The sequence below is a fragment of the Vibrio neptunius genome (genome assembly GCA_019339365.1).
GTDB classification, from domain to species: domain Bacteria; phylum Pseudomonadota; class Gammaproteobacteria; order Enterobacterales; family Vibrionaceae; genus Vibrio; species Vibrio neptunius.
The window spans coordinates 617,335-636,614 of record CP079859.1; the positions used below are offsets into that span (position 1 = coordinate 617,335).

General features: G+C 48.5%; 8 protein-coding genes, 4 tRNA genes, 5 rRNA genes and 1 pseudogene. 14 read left to right on the top strand and 4 right to left on the bottom strand.

Translation table 11 applies throughout. The annotated features are described in order from the left end of the window. The first annotated feature begins 292 nt into the window (after positions 1 to 292). From KW548_02970 to KW548_03010, 9 genes are all read left to right on the top strand, one after another. Positions 293 to 3,181 (top strand): 23S ribosomal RNA (locus KW548_02970). Positions 3,182 to 3,286: 105 nt separating this feature from the next. Next, positions 3,287 to 3,402: ribosomal RNA gene (gene rrf / locus KW548_02975) — 5S ribosomal RNA — on the top strand. Between the two features lie 333 nt (positions 3,403 to 3,735). Continuing rightward, positions 3,736 to 5,288: ribosomal RNA gene (locus KW548_02980) — 16S ribosomal RNA — on the top strand. Positions 5,289 to 5,377: 89 nt separating this feature from the next. Further along, positions 5,378 to 5,453 (top strand) — tRNA-Glu (locus KW548_02985). Positions 5,454 to 5,455: 2 nt separating this feature from the next. Continuing rightward, a tRNA-Lys gene (locus tag KW548_02990) sits at positions 5,456 to 5,531 on the top strand. Between the two features lie 30 nt (positions 5,532 to 5,561). Continuing rightward, a tRNA-Val gene (locus tag KW548_02995) sits at positions 5,562 to 5,637 on the top strand. 357 nt (positions 5,638 to 5,994) lie between these two features. Continuing rightward, positions 5,995 to 8,883: ribosomal RNA gene (locus KW548_03000) — 23S ribosomal RNA — on the top strand. A 105-nt stretch (positions 8,884 to 8,988) separates the two neighbouring features. Then, positions 8,989 to 9,104 (top strand): 5S ribosomal RNA (gene rrf / locus KW548_03005). The 16S, 23S and 5S rRNA genes sit together here with 4 tRNA genes alongside, the layout of an rRNA operon. Positions 9,105 to 9,136: 32 nt before the next feature. Beyond that, positions 9,137 to 9,213: transfer RNA gene (locus KW548_03010), tRNA-Asp, on the top strand. 197 nt (positions 9,214 to 9,410) lie between these two features. Here the strand turns inward: KW548_03010 and argE are convergent. Then, entirely contained in the window at positions 9,411 to 10,547 is a 1,137-nt protein-coding gene (argE, locus tag KW548_03015) for an acetylornithine deacetylase (GenBank protein QXX07062.1), read from the bottom strand. Between the two features lie 154 nt (positions 10,548 to 10,701). On the opposite strand from argE, the gene argC reads away from it, so the two are divergent. The 4 genes and pseudogenes from argC (at position 10,702) to argH (ending at position 15,958) form a co-directional block, all read left to right on the top strand. After that, positions 10,702 to 11,706 (top strand): N-acetyl-gamma-glutamyl-phosphate reductase, encoded by a 1,005-nt coding sequence (gene argC / locus KW548_03020; protein ID QXX07063.1) that lies wholly within the window; start codon positions 10,702 to 10,704, stop codon positions 11,704 to 11,706. A gap of 23 nt (positions 11,707 to 11,729) precedes the next feature. Beyond that, entirely contained in the window at positions 11,730 to 12,524 is a 795-nt protein-coding gene (gene argB, locus KW548_03025) for an acetylglutamate kinase (GenBank protein ID QXX07064.1), read from the top strand. Between the two features lie 95 nt (positions 12,525 to 12,619). Further along, positions 12,620 to 13,834 carry an argininosuccinate synthase gene (locus tag KW548_03030; protein ID QXX07065.1) on the top strand — a complete coding sequence of 405 codons (1,215 nt, stop codon included), beginning with the start codon at positions 12,620 to 12,622 and terminating at the stop codon, positions 13,832 to 13,834. Positions 13,835 to 14,082: 248 nt separating this feature from the next. After that, positions 14,083 to 15,958 (top strand): annotated as a pseudogene (argH, locus tag KW548_03035) (argininosuccinate lyase). A gap of 188 nt (positions 15,959 to 16,146) precedes the next feature. Here the strand turns inward: argH and KW548_03040 are convergent. Continuing rightward, positions 16,147 to 16,407, bottom strand: a complete 261-nt coding sequence (locus KW548_03040) for a DUF3624 domain-containing protein (GenBank protein QXX07066.1) — start codon at positions 16,405 to 16,407, stop codon at positions 16,147 to 16,149. A 64-nt stretch (positions 16,408 to 16,471) separates the two neighbouring features. On the opposite strand from KW548_03040, the gene KW548_03045 reads away from it, so the two are divergent. Next, positions 16,472 to 16,819 carry a RidA family protein gene (locus KW548_03045; protein ID QXX07067.1) on the top strand — a complete coding sequence of 116 codons (348 nt, stop codon included), beginning with the start codon at positions 16,472 to 16,474 and terminating at the stop codon, positions 16,817 to 16,819. Positions 16,820 to 16,875: 56 nt separating this feature from the next. On the opposite strand, the gene KW548_03050 is transcribed toward KW548_03045, so the two are convergent. Continuing rightward, positions 16,876 to 18,333 (bottom strand): dihydrolipoyl dehydrogenase, encoded by a 1,458-nt coding sequence (locus KW548_03050; GenBank protein ID QXX07068.1) that lies wholly within the window; start codon positions 18,331 to 18,333, stop codon positions 16,876 to 16,878. A gap of 151 nt (positions 18,334 to 18,484) precedes the next feature. Further along, positions 18,485 to 19,213 carry a redoxin family protein gene (locus tag KW548_03055; protein ID QXX07069.1) on the bottom strand — a complete coding sequence of 243 codons (729 nt, stop codon included), beginning with the start codon at positions 19,211 to 19,213 and terminating at the stop codon, positions 18,485 to 18,487. Positions 19,214 to 19,280 lie beyond the last annotated feature (67 nt).

Genomic DNA, 19,280 nt, shown 5'->3' on the forward strand with positions numbered 1-19,280 from the left:
GTTCTTAAAAATGGTTTTCATCAGCTATTTATTAGCAAAGAAAGCTAGCTCTTTAACAATTTGGAAAGCTGACGAATAACAACAATCCCCATCTCTATGAGATGCGTTGTTATTCATTGAAAAGTTCTCAAATCCTAATGATTTGTTCATTAGGTACCAACACACATTCAAGTGTTCTTGGAAACATCCTTGCGATGTTTATATTTGAGTCCGGCAAAATCGAGTCTGCATCATGTTTAAATAATTGCAGACAACTTTGGTTGTTTGACTGTAAGACCCTTTGGGGTTGTATGGTTAAGTGACTAAGCGTACACGGTGGATGCCTTGGCAGTCAGAGGCGATGAAGGACGTATTAACTTGCGATAAGCCCAGATTAGGCAGTAAAAGCCACTTGAGTCTGGGATTTCCGAATGGGGAAACCCACCTGCATAAGCAGGTATCATTATCTGAATACATAGGGTAATGAAGCGAACCGGGGGAACTGAAACATCTAAGTACCCCGAGGAAAAGAAATCAACCGAGATTCCGAAAGTAGCGGCGAGCGAAATTGGATTAGCCCTTAAGCCTTTAATGCGTCAGGTGAAAGTTCTGGAAAGGTCTGCGATACAGGGTGATAGCCCCGTAACCGGCAGCGCATTTTAGGTGAAATCGAGTAGGGCGGGACACGTGATATCCTGTCTGAATATGGGGGGACCATCCTCCAAGGCTAAATACTACTGACTGACCGATAGTGAACCAGTACCGTGAGGGAAAGGCGAAAAGAACCCCTGTGAGGGGAGTGAAATAGAACCTGAAACCGTGTACGTACAAGCAGTAGGAGCACCCTCGTGGTGTGACTGCGTACCTTTTGTATAATGGGTCAGCGACTTATATTCAGTAGCAAGGTTAACCATCTAGGGGAGCCGTAGAGAAATCGAGTCTTAACTGGGCGTCGAGTTGCTGGATATAGACCCGAAACCAGGTGATCTAGCCATGGGCAGGTTGAAGGTTGAGTAACATCAACTGGAGGACCGAACCGACTAATGTTGAAAAATTAGCGGATGACTTGTGGCTAGGGGTGAAAGGCCAATCAAACCTGGAGATAGCTGGTTCTCCCCGAAATCTATTTAGGTAGAGCCTCGGACGAATACTACTGGGGGTAGAGCACTGTTAAGGCTAGGGGGTCATCCCGACTTACCAACCCTTTGCAAACTCCGAATACCAGTAAGTACTATCCGGGAGACACACGGCGGGTGCTAACGTCCGTCGTGGAGAGGGAAACAACCCAGACCGCCAGCTAAGGTCCCAAATTACAGCTAAGTGGGAAACGATGTGGGAAGGCTTAGACAGCTAGGATGTTGGCTTAGAAGCAGCCATCATTTAAAGAAAGCGTAATAGCTCACTAGTCGAGTCGGCCTGCGCGGAAGATGTAACGGGGCTAAGCTGTAAACCGAAGCTGCGGCAATGCATTTTATGTATTGGGTAGGGGAGCGTTCTGTAAGCCGTTGAAGGTGAGTTGTAAAGCTTGCTGGAGGTATCAGAAGTGCGAATGCTGACATGAGTAACGATAAAGGGGGTGAAAAACCTCCTCGCCGGAAGACCAAGGGTTCCTGTCCAACGTTAATCGGGGCAGGGTAAGTCGACCCCTAAGGCGAGGCCGAAAGGCGTAGTCGATGGGAAACGGGTTAATATTCCCGTACTTCTTACAATTGCGATGGGGGGACGGAGAAGGCTAGGTGGGCCTGGCGACGGTTGTCCAGGTTCAAGTGCGTAGGCTTGAGAGTTAGGTAAATCCGGCTCTCTCTAAGGCTGAGACACGATGTCGAGCACCTACGGGTGTGAAGTCATTGATGCCATGCTTCCAGGAAAAGCCTCTAAGCTTCAGATTGTAAGGAATCGTACCCCAAACCGACACAGGTGGTCGGGTAGAGAATACCAAGGCGCTTGAGAGAACTCGGGTGAAGGAACTAGGCAAAATGGTACCGTAACTTCGGGAGAAGGTACGCTCTTGACGGTGAAGTCCCTTGCGGATGGAGCTATTGAGAGTCGCAGATACCAGGTGGCTGCAACTGTTTATTAAAAACACAGCACTGTGCAAAATCGTAAGATGACGTATACGGTGTGACGCCTGCCCGGTGCCGGAAGGTTAATTGATGGGGTTAGACGTAAGTCGAAGCTCTTGATCGAAGCCCCGGTAAACGGCGGCCGTAACTATAACGGTCCTAAGGTAGCGAAATTCCTTGTCGGGTAAGTTCCGACCTGCACGAATGGCGTAATGATGGCCACGCTGTCTCCACCCGAGACTCAGTGAAATTGAAATCGCTGTGAAGATGCAGTGTACCCGCGGCTAGACGGAAAGACCCCGTGAACCTTTACTACAGCTTGGCACTGAACATTGACCCTACATGTGTAGGATAGGTGGGAGGCTTTGAACCCGGTACGCCAGTATCGGTGGAGCCGTCCTTGAAATACCACCCTTGTAGTGTTGATGTTCTAACTTAGACCCGTTATCCGGGTTGAGGACAGTGCCTGGTGGGTAGTTTGACTGGGGCGGTCTCCTCCCAAAGAGTAACGGAGGAGCACGAAGGTGGGCTAATCACGGTTGGACATCGTGAGGTTAGTGCAATGGCATAAGCCCGCTTGACTGCGAGAATGACAATTCGAGCAGGTGCGAAAGCAGGTCATAGTGATCCGGTGGTTCTGAATGGAAGGGCCATCGCTCAACGGATAAAAGGTACTCCGGGGATAACAGGCTGATACCGCCCAAGAGTTCATATCGACGGCGGTGTTTGGCACCTCGATGTCGGCTCATCACATCCTGGGGCTGAAGTCGGTCCCAAGGGTATGGCTGTTCGCCATTTAAAGTGGTACGCGAGCTGGGTTTAGAACGTCGTGAGACAGTTCGGTCCCTATCTGCCGTGGGCGTTGGAAGATTGAAGGGGGCTGCTCCTAGTACGAGAGGACCGGAGTGGACGAACCTCTGGTGTTCGGGTTGTCATGCCAATGGCATTGCCCGGTAGCTAAGTTCGGAATCGATAACCGCTGAAAGCATCTAAGCGGGAAGCGAGCCCTGAGATGAGTCTTCCCTGACCCCTTGAGGGTCCTAAAGGGTTGTTCGAGACTAGAACGTTGATAGGCAGGGTGTGTAAGCGTTGTGAGGCGTTGAGCTAACCTGTACTAATTGCCCGTGAGGCTTAACCATACAACACCCAAAGGGTTTTGATGGACTCAAAGCAAGAACAGATTGAATGTGTAGAGAACACGCTCTTAGTATAAGAGAAAACAGCTTTCCGAATTAAAGAATTTGCTTGGCGACCATAGCGTTGTGGACCCACCTGATTCCATGCCGAACTCAGAAGTGAAACGCAATAGCGCCGATGGTAGTGTGGGGCTTCCCCATGTGAGAGTAGGACATCGCCAGGCTTTAATTTCGACTTTGCTTATTTACTAAGCAAGTCACCATAAGATTCTAAAAAAGTTTAGAGTTTTATGTTGACTTAAACAGTCAGTCGCGTAATATACGCGTCCTGCTTAGGTGCTAAGGCACTGAAAGCACAGCTCTTTAACAATATAAACCTATCAATCTGTGTGGGCACTCGTTGATGATAATCCAATTAGATACCTCGGTATCAAATTAGGTTTCAATGATACGAAGTGACCATTGAATCTTCGGATTCAGCACAGTCAATTCAAACATTACTTATGCTATTTACTTAGCAAAGCAATGTTCAGTATTCATTGAGCCGACAAAATCTTAAATTGAAGAGTTTGATCATGGCTCAGATTGAACGCTGGCGGCAGGCCTAACACATGCAAGTCGAGCGGAAACGAGTTATCAAAGCCTTCGGGTGGAGATAACGGCGTCGAGCGGCGGACGGGTGAGTAATGCCTGGGAAATTGCCCTGATGTGGGGGATAACCATTGGAAACGATGGCTAATACCGCATAATAGCTTCGGCTCAAAGAGGGGGACCTTCGGGCCTCTCGCGTCAGGATATGCCCAGGTGGGATTAGCTAGTTGGTGAGGTAATGGCTCACCAAGGCGACGATCCCTAGCTGGTCTGAGAGGATGATCAGCCACACTGGAACTGAGACACGGTCCAGACTCCTACGGGAGGCAGCAGTGGGGAATATTGCACAATGGGCGCAAGCCTGATGCAGCCATGCCGCGTGTATGAAGAAGGCCTTCGGGTTGTAAAGTACTTTCAGCAGTGAGGAAGGTGGTGTCGTTAATAGCGGCCTCGTTTGACGTTAGCTGCAGAAGAAGCACCGGCTAACTCCGTGCCAGCAGCCGCGGTAATACGGAGGGTGCGAGCGTTAATCGGAATTACTGGGCGTAAAGCGCATGCAGGTGGTTTGTTAAGTCAGATGTGAAAGCCCGGGGCTCAACCTCGGAATTGCATTTGAAACTGGCAGACTAGAGTACTGTAGAGGGGGGTAGAATTTCAGGTGTAGCGGTGAAATGCGTAGAGATCTGAAGGAATACCGGTGGCGAAGGCGGCCCCCTGGACAGATACTGACACTCAGATGCGAAAGCGTGGGGAGCAAACAGGATTAGATACCCTGGTAGTCCACGCCGTAAACGATGTCTACTTGGAGGTTGTGGCCTTGAGCCGTGGCTTTCGGAGCTAACGCGTTAAGTAGACCGCCTGGGGAGTACGGTCGCAAGATTAAAACTCAAATGAATTGACGGGGGCCCGCACAAGCGGTGGAGCATGTGGTTTAATTCGATGCAACGCGAAGAACCTTACCTACTCTTGACATCCTCAGAAGAGACTGGAGACAGTCTTGTGCCTTCGGGAACTGAGAGACAGGTGCTGCATGGCTGTCGTCAGCTCGTGTTGTGAAATGTTGGGTTAAGTCCCGCAACGAGCGCAACCCTTATCCTTGTTTGCCAGCGAGTAATGTCGGGAACTCCAGGGAGACTGCCGGTGATAAACCGGAGGAAGGTGGGGACGACGTCAAGTCATCATGGCCCTTACGAGTAGGGCTACACACGTGCTACAATGGCGCATACAGAGGGCAGCCAACTTGCGAAAGTGAGCGAATCCCAAAAAGTGCGTCGTAGTCCGGATTGGAGTCTGCAACTCGACTCCATGAAGTCGGAATCGCTAGTAATCGTGGATCAGAATGCCACGGTGAATACGTTCCCGGGCCTTGTACACACCGCCCGTCACACCATGGGAGTGGGCTGCAAAAGAAGTGGGTAGTTTAACCTTCGGGGGGACGCTCACCACTTTGTGGTTCATGACTGGGGTGAAGTCGTAACAAGGTAGCGCTAGGGGAACCTGGCGCTGGATCACCTCCTTATACGATGATTACTCACGATGAGTGTCCACACAGATTGATGGTTTATGTAGTTTAAGAGAACGAAGATATCCCAATATCTTCAACTTAGTGTCCCGTTCGTCTAGAGGCCTAGGACACCGCCCTTTCACGGCGGTAACAGGGGTTCGACTCCCCTACGGGATACCATTGGGTCGTTAGCTCAGTTGGTAGAGCAGTTGACTTTTAATCAATTGGTCGCAGGTTCGAATCCTGCACGACCCACCATTCTTCTCCACGAAGAATCAAAACTTATGTGGGCGATTAGCTCAGTTGGGAGAGCACCTGCCTTACAAGCAGGGGGTCACTGGTTCGAGCCCGGTATCGCCCACCATTCTCTAAGTATTTTTGGATTCAGATTTCCAAACCACTTCAGTAATACGTACGTGGTTGGATTTTTGCCGCTGAAAGTCTTTAGAAAATGTAACTTCCTTGTGAAGAAACATGCTCTTTAACAATTTGGAAAGCTGACGAATAACAACAATCCCCATCTCTATGAGATGCGTTGTTATTCATTGAAAAGTTCTCAAATCCTAATGATTTGTTCATTAGGTACCAACACACATTCAAGTGTTCTTGGAAACATCCTTGCGATGTTTATATTTGAGTCCGGCAAAATCGAGTCTGCATCATGTTTAAATAATTGCAGACAACTTTGGTTGTTTGACTGTAAGACCCTTTGGGGTTGTATGGTTAAGTGACTAAGCGTACACGGTGGATGCCTTGGCAGTCAGAGGCGATGAAGGACGTATTAACTTGCGATAAGCCCAGATTAGGCAGTAAAAGCCACTTGAGTCTGGGATTTCCGAATGGGGAAACCCACCTGCATAAGCAGGTATCATTATCTGAATACATAGGGTAATGAAGCGAACCGGGGGAACTGAAACATCTAAGTACCCCGAGGAAAAGAAATCAACCGAGATTCCGAAAGTAGCGGCGAGCGAAATTGGATTAGCCCTTAAGCCTTTAATGCGTCAGGTGAAAGTTCTGGAAAGGTCTGCGATACAGGGTGATAGCCCCGTAACCGGCAGCGCATTTTAGGTGAAATCGAGTAGGGCGGGACACGTGATATCCTGTCTGAATATGGGGGGACCATCCTCCAAGGCTAAATACTACTGACTGACCGATAGTGAACCAGTACCGTGAGGGAAAGGCGAAAAGAACCCCTGTGAGGGGAGTGAAATAGAACCTGAAACCGTGTACGTACAAGCAGTAGGAGCACCTTCGTGGTGTGACTGCGTACCTTTTGTATAATGGGTCAGCGACTTATATTCAGTAGCAAGGTTAACCATCTAGGGGAGCCGTAGAGAAATCGAGTCTTAACTGGGCGTCGAGTTGCTGGATATAGACCCGAAACCAGGTGATCTAGCCATGGGCAGGTTGAAGGTTGAGTAACATCAACTGGAGGACCGAACCGACTAATGTTGAAAAATTAGCGGATGACTTGTGGCTAGGGGTGAAAGGCCAATCAAACCTGGAGATAGCTGGTTCTCCCCGAAATCTATTTAGGTAGAGCCTCGGACGAATACTACTGGGGGTAGAGCACTGTTAAGGCTAGGGGGTCATCCCGACTTACCAACCCTTTGCAAACTCCGAATACCAGTAAGTACTATCCGGGAGACACACGGCGGGTGCTAACGTCCGTCGTGGAGAGGGAAACAACCCAGACCGCCAGCTAAGGTCCCAAATTACAGCTAAGTGGGAAACGATGTGGGAAGGCTTAGACAGCTAGGATGTTGGCTTAGAAGCAGCCATCATTTAAAGAAAGCGTAATAGCTCACTAGTCGAGTCGGCCTGCGCGGAAGATGTAACGGGGCTAAGCTGTAAACCGAAGCTGCGGCAATGCATTTTATGTATTGGGTAGGGGAGCGTTCTGTAAGCCGTTGAAGGTGAGTTGTAAAGCTTGCTGGAGGTATCAGAAGTGCGAATGCTGACATGAGTAACGATAAAGGGGGTGAAAAACCCCCTCGCCGGAAGACCAAGGGTTCCTGTCCAACGTTAATCGGGGCAGGGTAAGTCGACCCCTAAGGCGAGGCCGAAAGGCGTAGTCGATGGGAAACGGGTTAATATTCCCGTACTTCTTACAATTGCGATGGGGGGACGGAGAAGGCTAGGTGGGCCTGGCGACGGTTGTCCAGGTTCAAGTGCGTAGGCTTGAGAGTTAGGTAAATCCGGCTCTCTCTAAGGCTGAGACACGATGTCGAGCATCTACGGATGTGAAGTCATTGATGCCATGCTTCCAGGAAAAGCCTCTAAGCTTCAGATTGTAAGGAATCGTACCCCAAACCGACACAGGTGGTCGGGTAGAGAATACCAAGGCGCTTGAGAGAACTCGGGTGAAGGAACTAGGCAAAATGGTACCGTAACTTCGGGAGAAGGTACGCTCTTGACGGTGAAGTCCCTCGCGGATGGAGCTATTGAGAGTCGCAGATACCAGGTGGCTGCAACTGTTTATTAAAAACACAGCACTGTGCAAAATCGTAAGATGACGTATACGGTGTGACGCCTGCCCGGTGCCGGAAGGTTAATTGATGGGGTTAGACGTAAGTCGAAGCTCTTGATCGAAGCCCCGGTAAACGGCGGCCGTAACTATAACGGTCCTAAGGTAGCGAAATTCCTTGTCGGGTAAGTTCCGACCTGCACGAATGGCGTAATGATGGCCACGCTGTCTCCACCCGAGACTCAGTGAAATTGAAATCGCTGTGAAGATGCAGTGTACCCGCGGCTAGACGGAAAGACCCCGTGAACCTTTACTACAGCTTGGCACTGAACATTGACCCTACATGTGTAGGATAGGTGGGAGGCTTTGAACCCGGTACGCCAGTATCGGTGGAGCCGTCCTTGAAATACCACCCTTGTAGTGTTGATGTTCTAACTTAGACCCGTTATCCGGGTTGAGGACAGTGCCTGGTGGGTAGTTTGACTGGGGCGGTCTCCTCCCAAAGAGTAACGGAGGAGCACGAAGGTGGGCTAATCACGGTTGGACATCGTGAGGTTAGTGCAATGGCATAAGCCCGCTTGACTGCGAGAATGACAATTCGAGCAGGTGCGAAAGCAGGTCATAGTGATCCGGTGGTTCTGAATGGAAGGGCCATCGCTCAACGGATAAAAGGTACTCCGGGGATAACAGGCTGATACCGCCCAAGAGTTCATATCGACGGCGGTGTTTGGCACCTCGATGTCGGCTCATCACATCCTGGGGCTGAAGTCGGTCCCAAGGGTATGGCTGTTCGCCATTTAAAGTGGTACGCGAGCTGGGTTTAGAACGTCGTGAGACAGTTCGGTCCCTATCTGCCGTGGGCGTTGGAAGATTGAAGGGGGCTGCTCCTAGTACGAGAGGACCGGAGTGGACGAACCTCTGGTGTTCGGGTTGTCATGCCAATGGCATTGCCCGGTAGCTAAGTTCGGAATCGATAACCGCTGAAAGCATCTAAGCGGGAAGCGAGCCCTGAGATGAGTCTTCCCTGACCCCTTGAGGGTCCTAAAGGGTTGTTCGAGACTAGAACGTTGATAGGCAGGGTGTGTAAGCGTTGTGAGGCGTTGAGCTAACCTGTACTAATTGCCCGTGAGGCTTAACCATACAACACCCAAAGGGTTTTGATGGACTCAAAGCAAGAACAGATTGAATGTGTAGAGAACACGCTCTTAGTATAAGAGAAAACAGCTTTCCGAATTAAAGAATTTGCTTGGCGACCATAGCGTTGTGGACCCACCTGATTCCATGCCGAACTCAGAAGTGAAACGCAATAGCGCCGATGGTAGTGTGGGGCTTCCCCATGTGAGAGTAGGACATCGCCAGGCTTTAAATTTAGACTCAAGAGTCTAACCAGTGCGGAGCGGTAGTTCAGTTGGTTAGAATACCGGCCTGTCACGCCGGGGGTCGCGGGTTCGAGTCCCGTCCGCTCCGCCACTTATTTCAGACCTCAGCAGCGATGCTGGGGTCTTTTTGTATCCGAGGGATTATTTTGGTCTACAACCAACGCGCTCGCTCGTGTGCGAGTTCAATTGAGCGCAAGCTCGGTTACTTATGAAATTGAAAGCCCGTTGCTGATGCAAAGGGCTTGTTAGTATCTGGAGATGAGTGGTGAAGTATTCGTCTTAGGTTGGCTAGAAGCAATATTTATACATAGCCTTGGAAAGTATCTCGACAGTAGGGTCGATAAACTCAAACGCAAGGAATTCATCCGGTTGGTGAGCTTGGTCAATAGATCCCGGACCAAGTACTAGCGTCGGACATAGCTGTTGAAGAAAGGGTGCTTCAGTACAGTAATTGACAGTTTCCGAGTCAATACCGCATATCTCTTCCACTCCTCCTATAAAAGGATGATCATGCTGACATTCGTAACCAGGAATCGGTTCGTGTAGAGGTGTTATATCAATTCGGCCAGGCCATTTTGACTCGATTTCTTTTAAGGCGCCACGAAGCATGTTATCCAAGCCATCAAGGCTTATTCCAGGTAGAGGGCGTACGTCATAATGAAGCTCACAACAACCACAGATGCGGTTAGCGCTGTCTCCACCATGAATGTGGCCAAGGTTAAGTGTTGGGCTTGGAATCGCGAACCCAGGATGGTGATACTCTTTGATGAGTTTGTCACGCAACTGCATCATGGCAAAAAGGATTTCATGCATGATTTCAATAGCATTGACCCCTAAAGCCGGATCTGACGAATGGCCAGATTTGCCTGTGACTCGAATAGCATTGGCAACATGGCCTTTATGGCCTCGTATCGGAACCAAGCTCGTAGGTTCTCCGATAATGCAATAGTCCGGCTTGAATGGTGCATTATCAGTAAAATGACGTGCACCAAGCATGGTTGTCTCTTCATCACACGTCGCTAAGACATATAACGGCTTACTTTGTTTACTCCAGTCAACCTTCTTTACTGCTTCAAGAATGAAAGCAAAGAAACCTTTCATATCAGCCGTTCCTAGACCATAGAAGCGGTTATTCGCTTCTGTGAGGGCGTGAGGTTCGTAATTCCAGCGGCCTTCATCGAAAGGTACTGTATCGCTGTGACCAGCCAGCAGAAGCCCTCCTTCACCGCTTCCTATTTTACCTAGCAGGTTAAACTTCCCGGGTTCGACCTCGATAATGTCGACTTCAAAACCTATGTCTTGCATCCAACTGGCAAGCTTTTCAATGACTTTTGCATTCCCTTCATCCCAACTCGGATCGGTTGAACTGATGGAAGAGGTAGAAATCAGGCCTTTGTAGACCTCAAGAAAACTGGGTATTTGCATATTAAGTTCGCTTTGCCTGTTGACATAAATCAATAATGAAGGTAAAACACATAATAAATCATTTTTAATGAATAAAAAACCATTAAAAGCTAGGTTTATTAAATTTATAGTCACTGGTTGTGTGACGACTTTAAGGTCTTAATGGATGTCTGAGATGCTCAAAACTACAATTATTGGCGCCAGCGGTTATACCGGAGCTGAGTTAGCACTGATGGTGCATAAACACCCACAACTTACGCTATCAGGTTTATATGTATCCGCCAATAGTGTTGATGCCGGTAAATGTATCTCTGAGCTACATGGAAAACTGGCGGGTATTATCAGTCAGACTGTAGAGCCTTTGAAAGATATCAATGCTGTAGCGGCGGAAAGCGATATCGTTTTTCTTGCTACTGCCCATGAGGTCAGCCACGACATTGCGCCTACGTTTTTGAAACAAGATTGTCAGGTATTCGACTTGTCGGGCGCTTTCCGAGTTAAGAAACACGGCTTCTATAACGAATTTTATGGCTTTGAGCATCAACATGAAGATTGGCTAGATAGCGCAGCTTACGGTCTTGCTGAGTGGAACCACAACGCTATTAAACACAGCCAGCTCATTGCTGTGCCTGGCTGTTACCCAACAGCCTCACAGCTTGCGATTAAACCTTTGGTCGAGGCGGGTTTGCTGGATTCTGTTCAGTGGCCAGTAATCAATGCAACCAGTGGTGTCTCAGGAGCTGGTCGAAAAGCATCGATGACCAACAGTTTCTGTGAAGTGAGTTTGCAGCCTTATGGTGTGTTCGGTCACAGGCACCAACCTGAGATCGCGACTCATCTGGGGACTGACGTAATTTTCACCCCTCACTTAGGTAACTTTAAACGTGGAATCCTTGCGACCATCACCATGAAGTTAGCTAGCGGAGTGAGTGAGCAGCAGGTCTCACAAGCATTTAATACGGCATATGAGAATAAACCTGCGGTGCGCCTGCACCAAGCGACGTTACCTAGTATTCAACATGTTGAAAATACACCTTTCTGCGATATTGGTTGGAAGGTACAAGGCGAGCATATCATTGTCGTTTCTGCGATTGATAACTTGCTTAAAGGTGCATCGAGTCAAGCGATGCAATGTTTAAATATCCACTACGGATTTCCAGAGTTAACTGCCCTTGTATAAGCAAGTCGGTAAAGGGAAAAGTAATGACAGATAACAAACCAACTCCATTAGTGATCAAATTGGGCGGTGCTGCCCTTTCGTGTACTGAGACGTTAAGTCAGGTTTTTAGTGCAATTGCTGACTATCAGAAGCAGGCTCAGCGACGAATCGTGATCGTCCATGGAGGAGGTTATCTTGTGGACGATCTTATGGCCCAGCTTCAGATTGAAACGCTGAAGAAAGACGGGCTTCGTGTTACTCCCTATGAGCAAATTCCTTTAATAGTAGGTGCTTTAGCCGGTACGGCGAACAAGATGCTTCAGGGGCAGGCGATCAAAGACGGTTTGAATGCTGTCGGGTTATCCCTTGCTGATGGTGGGTTGTGCCAGGTTGAAGAGTTGGATCCAGAACTAGGCGCTGTTGGTAAAGCGACACCAGGTAACTCTACCGTGTTACAGGCGATTTTAGCCGCTGATACATTACCTATCATTAGCTCAATTGGCCTGACTGCAGAAGGTCAGATGATGAACGTCAATGCTGACCAAGCGGCGGTTGCCGTTGCAGGTGCCTTGGATGCCGAGCTTGTTCTATTGTCGGACGTCAGTGGCGTTTTGGATGGGAAAGGGCATCTGATCAAAAGCTTAGATGAGCAAGAAGCACAAAGTTTGATCAATGGGCAGGTAATCACCGACGGCATGATCGTCAAAGTCAATGCAGCACTGGAAGCGGCTAACGATTTAGGCCGACCAATAGAAGTGGCTACCTGGCGTTATCCAGAAAAGCTCGCCGAGCTGTTTGCTGGACAAAGCATCGGGACACAATTTTTACCAAAGAATTAGTCGCTCGTGTTAAGACACGAGCACAACAAAAAGAACGAAAAGTCACCCGTAGCACTGACCGCCACGCGCAGAGCCGGGATTTTGGAGAAAAGAAAATGAGCAAGTTAAAAGTCAATAAAGTCGTAGTCGCATATTCTGGCGGTCTGGATACTTCAGTGATTATCCCTTGGTTGAAAGAAAACTATGATTGTGAAGTGGTCGCGTTTGTTGCCGATGTTGGTCAAGGCGCTGAAGAATTAGAAGGCATCGAAGCAAAAGCGAAAGCTTCAGGTGCATCTGAGTGTTATATCGCGGACCTGAAAGAAGAAATGGTCGCAGACTACATCTACCCAACGCTGAAAACAGGCGCTTACTACGAAGGTAAATACTTGTTGGGTACATCGATGGCTCGCCCAATCATTGCGAAAGCTCAGGTTGAAGTTGCGCGTAAAGTTGGCGCTGATGCCCTTTGTCATGGCTGTACAGGTAAAGGTAACGATCAAGTACGCTTTGAAGGCGCTTTTGCCGCTTTGGCCCCTGATCTTCACGTGATTGCTCCTTGGCGTGAGTGGGATCTGGTTAGTCGTGAAGAGTGTTTGGATTACCTTGCGGAACGCAACATTCCTTGTACGGCTTCATTAACGAAAATTTATTCACGTGATGCCAATGCGTGGCACATCTCAACAGAGGGCGGTGTTCTGGAAAATACGTGGAATGCGCCTAATGAAGATTGCTGGGTGTGGACCGTCGATCCTGAGCAAGCTCCGAATGAAGCTGAATACGTGACGCTGAAAGTCGAAAAAGGCGAAGTGGTTGGCGTGGATGGTGAAAACATGACGCCATACAACGCACTTGTTTACCTGAATGAAAAAGGTGCTAAGCATGGTGTTGGCCGAATCGATATTGTAGAAAACCGTCTAGTTGGTATGAAGTCTCGTGGTTGTTATGAAACTCCGGGTGGCACGATTATGATGGAAGCGCTGCGTGCCGTTGAGCAGCTGGTACTGGATAAGACCGCATTTGAATTCCGTGAAGAGCTAGGCGTTAAGGCATCTCATCTTGTATACGACGGCCGTTGGTTCACACCATTGTGTAAATCCATTCTCGCTGCGTCAGAAGAACTAGCTCAAGACGTAAACGGTGAAGTCGTGATTAAGCTGTATAAAGGTCAAGCTACGGTGACCCAGAAGCGCTCAGTGAACAGCCTTTATTGTGAAGAGTTTGCTACTTTTGGAGAAGATGAAGTTTACGATCAAAGTCATGCGGAAGGCTTCATTCGCCTTTACTCACTGTCTAGTCGCATTCGTGCGCTGAACAGTCAGAAAAAGTAACCCTTAACTTATTTAGCTGACGAGCCCATTTGCTTAGCAAATGGGCTCGTTGTTTTTTGGTAACTAAAACAACATCGCTTAAAACATACATGAATAAATATGTAGAGATAATGAATTAATACTTTATTTTTGGTTTGAATTGCCGTAAGTTTGAACCATCAGAAAAATACTGGGTTTCACCCAGAAATAGCAATAGATCAAAAAACTGTCCGCACTGACAGTGAGCACCGGTAATCAGGAGATACGCAATGGCATTATGGGGCGGAAGATTTACCCAAGCAGCAGACACGAGATTCAAAGAATTTAACGATTCATTGCGTTTTGATTACCGATTAGCAGAACAAGATATTGTGGGCTCAATCGCTTGGTCGAAAGCGTTGTTATCAGTGGATGTGCTTAATGAAGAAGAGCAACAGAAGCTGGAACTGGCGTTGAATGAACTTAAGCTAGAAGTGATGGAGGATCCTCATCAGATCCTTCGTTCTGACGCGGAAGATATCCATTCATGGGTTGAGCAACAACTGATTGGCAAAGTGGGTGACTTAGGCAAAAAACTTCACACAGGCCGTTCTAGAAACGATCAGGTCGCGACTGACCTTAAACTCTGGTGTCGTCAGCAAGGTCAACAGCTATTGATGGCATTGGATCGTCTGCAATCTCAAATGGTATCGGTCGCGAAAGAGCATCAGGCAACGGTTCTGCCGGGCTACACGCACTTGCAACGTGCCCAGCCGGTGACGTTTGCTCATTGGTGTTTGGCTTATGTGGAAATGTTTGAGCGGGACTACTCGCGCCTTCATGACGCCATTGAACGTTTAGATACCTGCCCGCTTGGCTCCGGTGCTTTGGCGGGAACGGCTTATCCTATCGACCGGGAGCAGTTGGCACATAACCTCGGCTTTCGCCGCGCAACACGTAACTCACTGGATTCGGTGTCCGACCGTGATCATGTCATGGAGCTGATGTCGGTAGCCTCTATCGCTATGCTTCACTTGTCGCGTTTGGCAGAAGATATGATTTTCTACAACTCGGGTGAATCTAACTTTATCGAACTGGCGGATACTGTGACCTCTGGATCGTCGTTGATGCCACAAAAAGAAAAACCCAGATGCGCTGGAGCTGATCCGTGGTAAGACAGGGCGGGTCTACGGCTCACTGGCTGGCATGATGATGACGGTGAAAGCATTGCCGCTCGCTTACAACAAAGATATGCAGGAAGACAAAGAAGGGCTGTTCGATGCGCTAGACACCTGGAACGACTGTATGGAAATGGCGGCGCTTTGTTTCGATGGCATCAAAGTAAACGGCGAGCGTACATTGGAAGCTGCGAAACAAGGCTATGCGAATGCCACTGAGTTGGCAGATTATCTGGTGGCTAAAGGCATCCCATTCCGTGAGGCACACCACATTGTGGGTGTCGCAGTAGTGGGGGCCATTGCGAAAGGTTGTGCGTTAGAGGAACTGTCGATTGTGGAGCTGAAGGAGTTCTCCTCAGTCATAGAAGAAGATGTTTACAGCATACTGACGATAGAGTCATGTCTTGAGAAGCGTAGTGCTCTGGGTGGGGTCTCTCCAAAGCAAGTCGCTCATGCGGTCGAGCAAGCGGAAGGGCGCCTTATCAAACGGGATACCTCTGCGGTGAATGTTCGTCCTGCGCGTTTAACGGATATTGAAGCTTTAGAAGGTATGGTGACCTACTGGGCAAATATGGGGGAGAACTTGCCTCGTTCTCGTAGCGAACTGGTCAGAGATATTGGCTCTTTCGCGGTTGCAGAGCACCATGGCGAGGTAACCGGGTGTGCATCACTCTATGTGTATGACTCTGGACTGGCCGAGATTCGTTCACTAGGTGTCGAAGCTGGTTGGCAAGGGCAAGGTCAGGGTAGCGCGATTGTACAATACTTGGTGGAAAAAGCACGCCAGATGGCGATCAAGAAAGTGTTCGTTCTGACTCGTACTCCCGAGTTCTTTATGAAGCAAAGTTTTCTACCGACATCGAAGTCGCTATTACCGGAGAAAGTGCTTAAAGATTGTGATCAGTGCCCTCGTCAGCACGCTTGTGATGAAGTGGCGTTAGAAGTGAATCTGGTTGAGAAGTCCATCGCGCGAGCAAATGTTGCTTAACGTATTGATGGCTAGGGTTTTGGAAGAAAGATCAAAAAAGATCGAATGTTTTTGGGAACCTTATTCAAAAGGCAGGGTCTATTAAAATACCACTGCTTTTTCTTAGATGAATCTAAGAGAGCCCCAGAATCGACATTGATTTTGGGGCTTTTTTCTTTTCTCGTACCGAGAATGTTTCCCCAAACCCATTACCTCTTACTTTTTTTGTTTCGGCGTCGCCAAGGCAAAATGACAAAGCGCATCCAAAGGTGAAGGAATAGCAAGCCGTTGAATGCAAACCCTGCGATGATCAAAGCGATGGACTCTATGCTTTGAGGGTTATCCCTGAAGGCAAACCACCAGATGACCCAGCACAATACCGACAGCACAGTAAGCTGATCCATACATCGCTGACAACGGCCTATTTTTTTCCAGAACCAGTTGCTGTTTTTACAGTAGTCGCATGTCATGAGCATCGTTTATTGGGTAACATGTGCTTTGATAATATCTCAAGCTAACGTGAAAGTGATAAAAATGATCGAACGTCAACAAACTAAACAACGTATGAGCCGTATCGTGAAGCATAACGGCACGATTTACCTATGTGGTCAAGTGTGTGCGGATGCGACGAAAGGCATTACTGAACAGACGCAAACCATGCTCGACAAAGTTGAACAGCTACTGCTTGAAGCGGGCAGTGACAAGGAGCATATGTTGTCTGCGACGATTTATTTGAAGGACATGAAAGACTTCCAGGAAATGAATGCGGTATGGGATGCATGGGTTCCTGAAGGTCACGCTCCAGCTCGTGCATGTGTTACTGCTGATATGGCTCGTGAAGCCTTGTTGGTGGAGATCTCTGTGATTGCAGCTGAGAAATAACGAGTCTATACGAAAAAAACGAGCCAATTGGCTCGTTTTTTATTGTCTGTTTAGGATTAGCAACCCGGTCCACAATCAAGACAGTGTTTAATCATCTCTGGGCCTAAGTGCAGTTTCGCATTCAGGTCGCGCAGAGCAGTGCGAACCCCTTCTTCAATCACAGGGTGATAGAAAGGCATATCGAGCATTTCTGAAACGGTCATCTTATTTTGATGTGCCCAAGCCAGTAAGTGTGCAAGATGCTCAGCATTAGGCCCTATCATTTCGGCTCCCAGGAAACGCCCAGTACCTTGTTCGCCATAGACATGCAAGATGCCTTTGTTGCGTAGCATAACGCGTGAACGGCCTTGACCTTCAAATGACACCTCTCCTGTCGCAAAGCAACCACAGTTGCCTAGACGAGTTTCAAGCTGCTTAAAGGATTCACCTACCATTGCAATCTGTGGGTCGGAGAATACCGCCGAGATTGACGAACGACGCAATCCTGCTCGGATATCTGGGTAACGACCTGCATTGTCACCAGCAATTCGGCCTTGATCTGCGGCTTCGTGGAGCAACGGAATCTGGTTACTGGCATCGCCGGCAATAAAAATATTGTCTACCGATGTTTGCAGTGTGTAATGGTCGGCTGTTGGTACGCCACGCTCATCAAGGGCAACTTGGGTATTTTCGATTGCCAACTGATCGACGTTTGGCCGGCGACCCGTCGCAGCAAGTACATAGTCAACAATGAAGGTTTCCAGCTCGCCATCGTGATTGATGAATTGGATCTCGACTTTATCTTCACCTTCTATGCGTTGCATGCTTTCGACTTTCACGTCAGCATCAAGATAGAACTCTTCTTTAAACGCTTTGTCGGCATAGGCCATTACTTCAGGATCTGTTAGCGGCCCTACCTGACCGCCGAGGCCGAACAGTTTGACCTTAACGCCAAGCCGATGCAGTGCCTGCCCCAGTTCAAGGCCGATCACCCCCGGTCCAAATACGGCCACCGACTCAGGCAGATCATCCCAATCAAACACATCATCATTGATGACCAGACGATCCCCTAGCTCATTCCAGACACCCGGATATGCCGGTCGAGAGCCTGTTGCAATCACAATACGTTTGGCCGTGATCTGGGTATGGTCATCCACCATCAATGTGTTGTTGTCGACAAACTTAGCGTAGCCAGAGATTTTGTCTTCAGCTGGGATCTCATCCACGCCTTCAAGTACAAAGCCAACGAAGCGATCACGCTCTCTCTTGACGCGATTCATGACTTCACGACCATTGATGACAATCTCACCTTGCGGATGGATACCAAAGCCTGGTGCTTTTTCTATCTGATGTACGCTTTCGGCAGCCGCGATCAGCAGCTTAGAAGGCATACAGCCCACTCGAGCACAGGTTGTTCCGTATGGTCCACCTTCAATCATAAGGACACTAGAGGTATGCGCTTTGGCTGAGCGATAAGCGCCTAGGCCGGCTGTACCACCACCAATAATGGCGACATCGACATTGAGCTGTTTCATTGTGAGTTCTCGCTTTGTCTGTCCAGGCTTCCTAGCCAACCTGGGGGGATGAATTTGATTCCGCTACCAGAATAAAATTAAGATAGCGGCTTGGTTCTGGAATAGATTCTCCGACCTTAGGGAAAGCCGGAGAATCGAGGGAGCGATATAATTATCCTAGGTAAGATTCAAGCTCTTCGCTGCCACCAATGTGCTTACCACCAATGAAGACCTGAGGTACTGTTGTACGCCCTGAAATAGCACGCAAACTTACTGTTGTTGCATCTTTACCCAAAATCACTTCCTCATACTGAAGACCGTGGTCGATAAGATTTTGTTTCGCCTTGGCACAGAAAGGACAGCCTGGCTTAGTGAATACAGTGATCGATTCCTGCGTTTTGTAGTTAGGTGCGATGTAATTCAGCATAGTATCAGCATCAGACACTTTGAACGGGTCGCCTGGCTCGTTTGGTTCAATGAACATTTTCTCTACCACGCCGTCTTTAACCAGCATGCTGTAGCGCCATGAGCGTTTGCCAAAGCCAAGATCGTTCTTGTCAACCAGTAGCCCCATACCATCAGTGAATTCACCGTTACCATCGGGTAGGAAAGTGATGTTGTCTGCTTCCTGGTCACTTTTCCAAGCGTTCATCACAAAAGTGTCGTTGACAGAGACACAGATAATTTCGTCAACGCCGTGGTCTTGAAATACTGGGAACAACTCGTTGTAGCGAGGCAGGTGACTCGATGAACAGGTTGGTGTAAATGCACCTGGCAGACTGAATAGGATCACTGTCTTGCCTTTAAATAGCTCATCGCTGGTGACATTGACCCAAGCATCACCTTGACGAGTTGGGAATGTAACTTGTGGAACGTTTTGACCTTCTTTTGACGCAAACATAGTAGTGTCCTTTGGTAGATTCTGATTAATTCGTATTAGAGCTTAGCGTGCTTTTGCTAAGTGGCTT

What these genes read in the sequence shown, in the direction of transcription:
- argE (QXX07062.1), bottom strand. Translation starts at nt 10,547, where the DNA reads ATGCAAATACCCAGTTTTCTTGAGGTCTACAAAGGCCTGATTTCTACC.
- argC (QXX07063.1), top strand. Translation starts at nt 10,702, where the DNA reads ATGCTCAAAACTACAATTATTGGCGCCAGCGGTTATACCGGAGCTGAG.
- argB (QXX07064.1), top strand. Translation starts at nt 11,730, where the DNA reads ATGACAGATAACAAACCAACTCCATTAGTGATCAAATTGGGCGGTGCT.
- KW548_03030 (QXX07065.1), top strand. Translation starts at nt 12,620, where the DNA reads ATGAGCAAGTTAAAAGTCAATAAAGTCGTAGTCGCATATTCTGGCGGT.
- KW548_03040 (QXX07066.1), bottom strand. Translation starts at nt 16,407, where the DNA reads ATGACATGCGACTACTGTAAAAACAGCAACTGGTTCTGGAAAAAAATA.
- KW548_03045 (QXX07067.1), top strand. Translation starts at nt 16,472, where the DNA reads ATGATCGAACGTCAACAAACTAAACAACGTATGAGCCGTATCGTGAAG.
- KW548_03050 (QXX07068.1), bottom strand. Translation starts at nt 18,333, where the DNA reads ATGAAACAGCTCAATGTCGATGTCGCCATTATTGGTGGTGGTACAGCC.
- KW548_03055 (QXX07069.1), bottom strand. Translation starts at nt 19,213, where the DNA reads ATGTTTGCGTCAAAAGAAGGTCAAAACGTTCCACAAGTTACATTCCCA.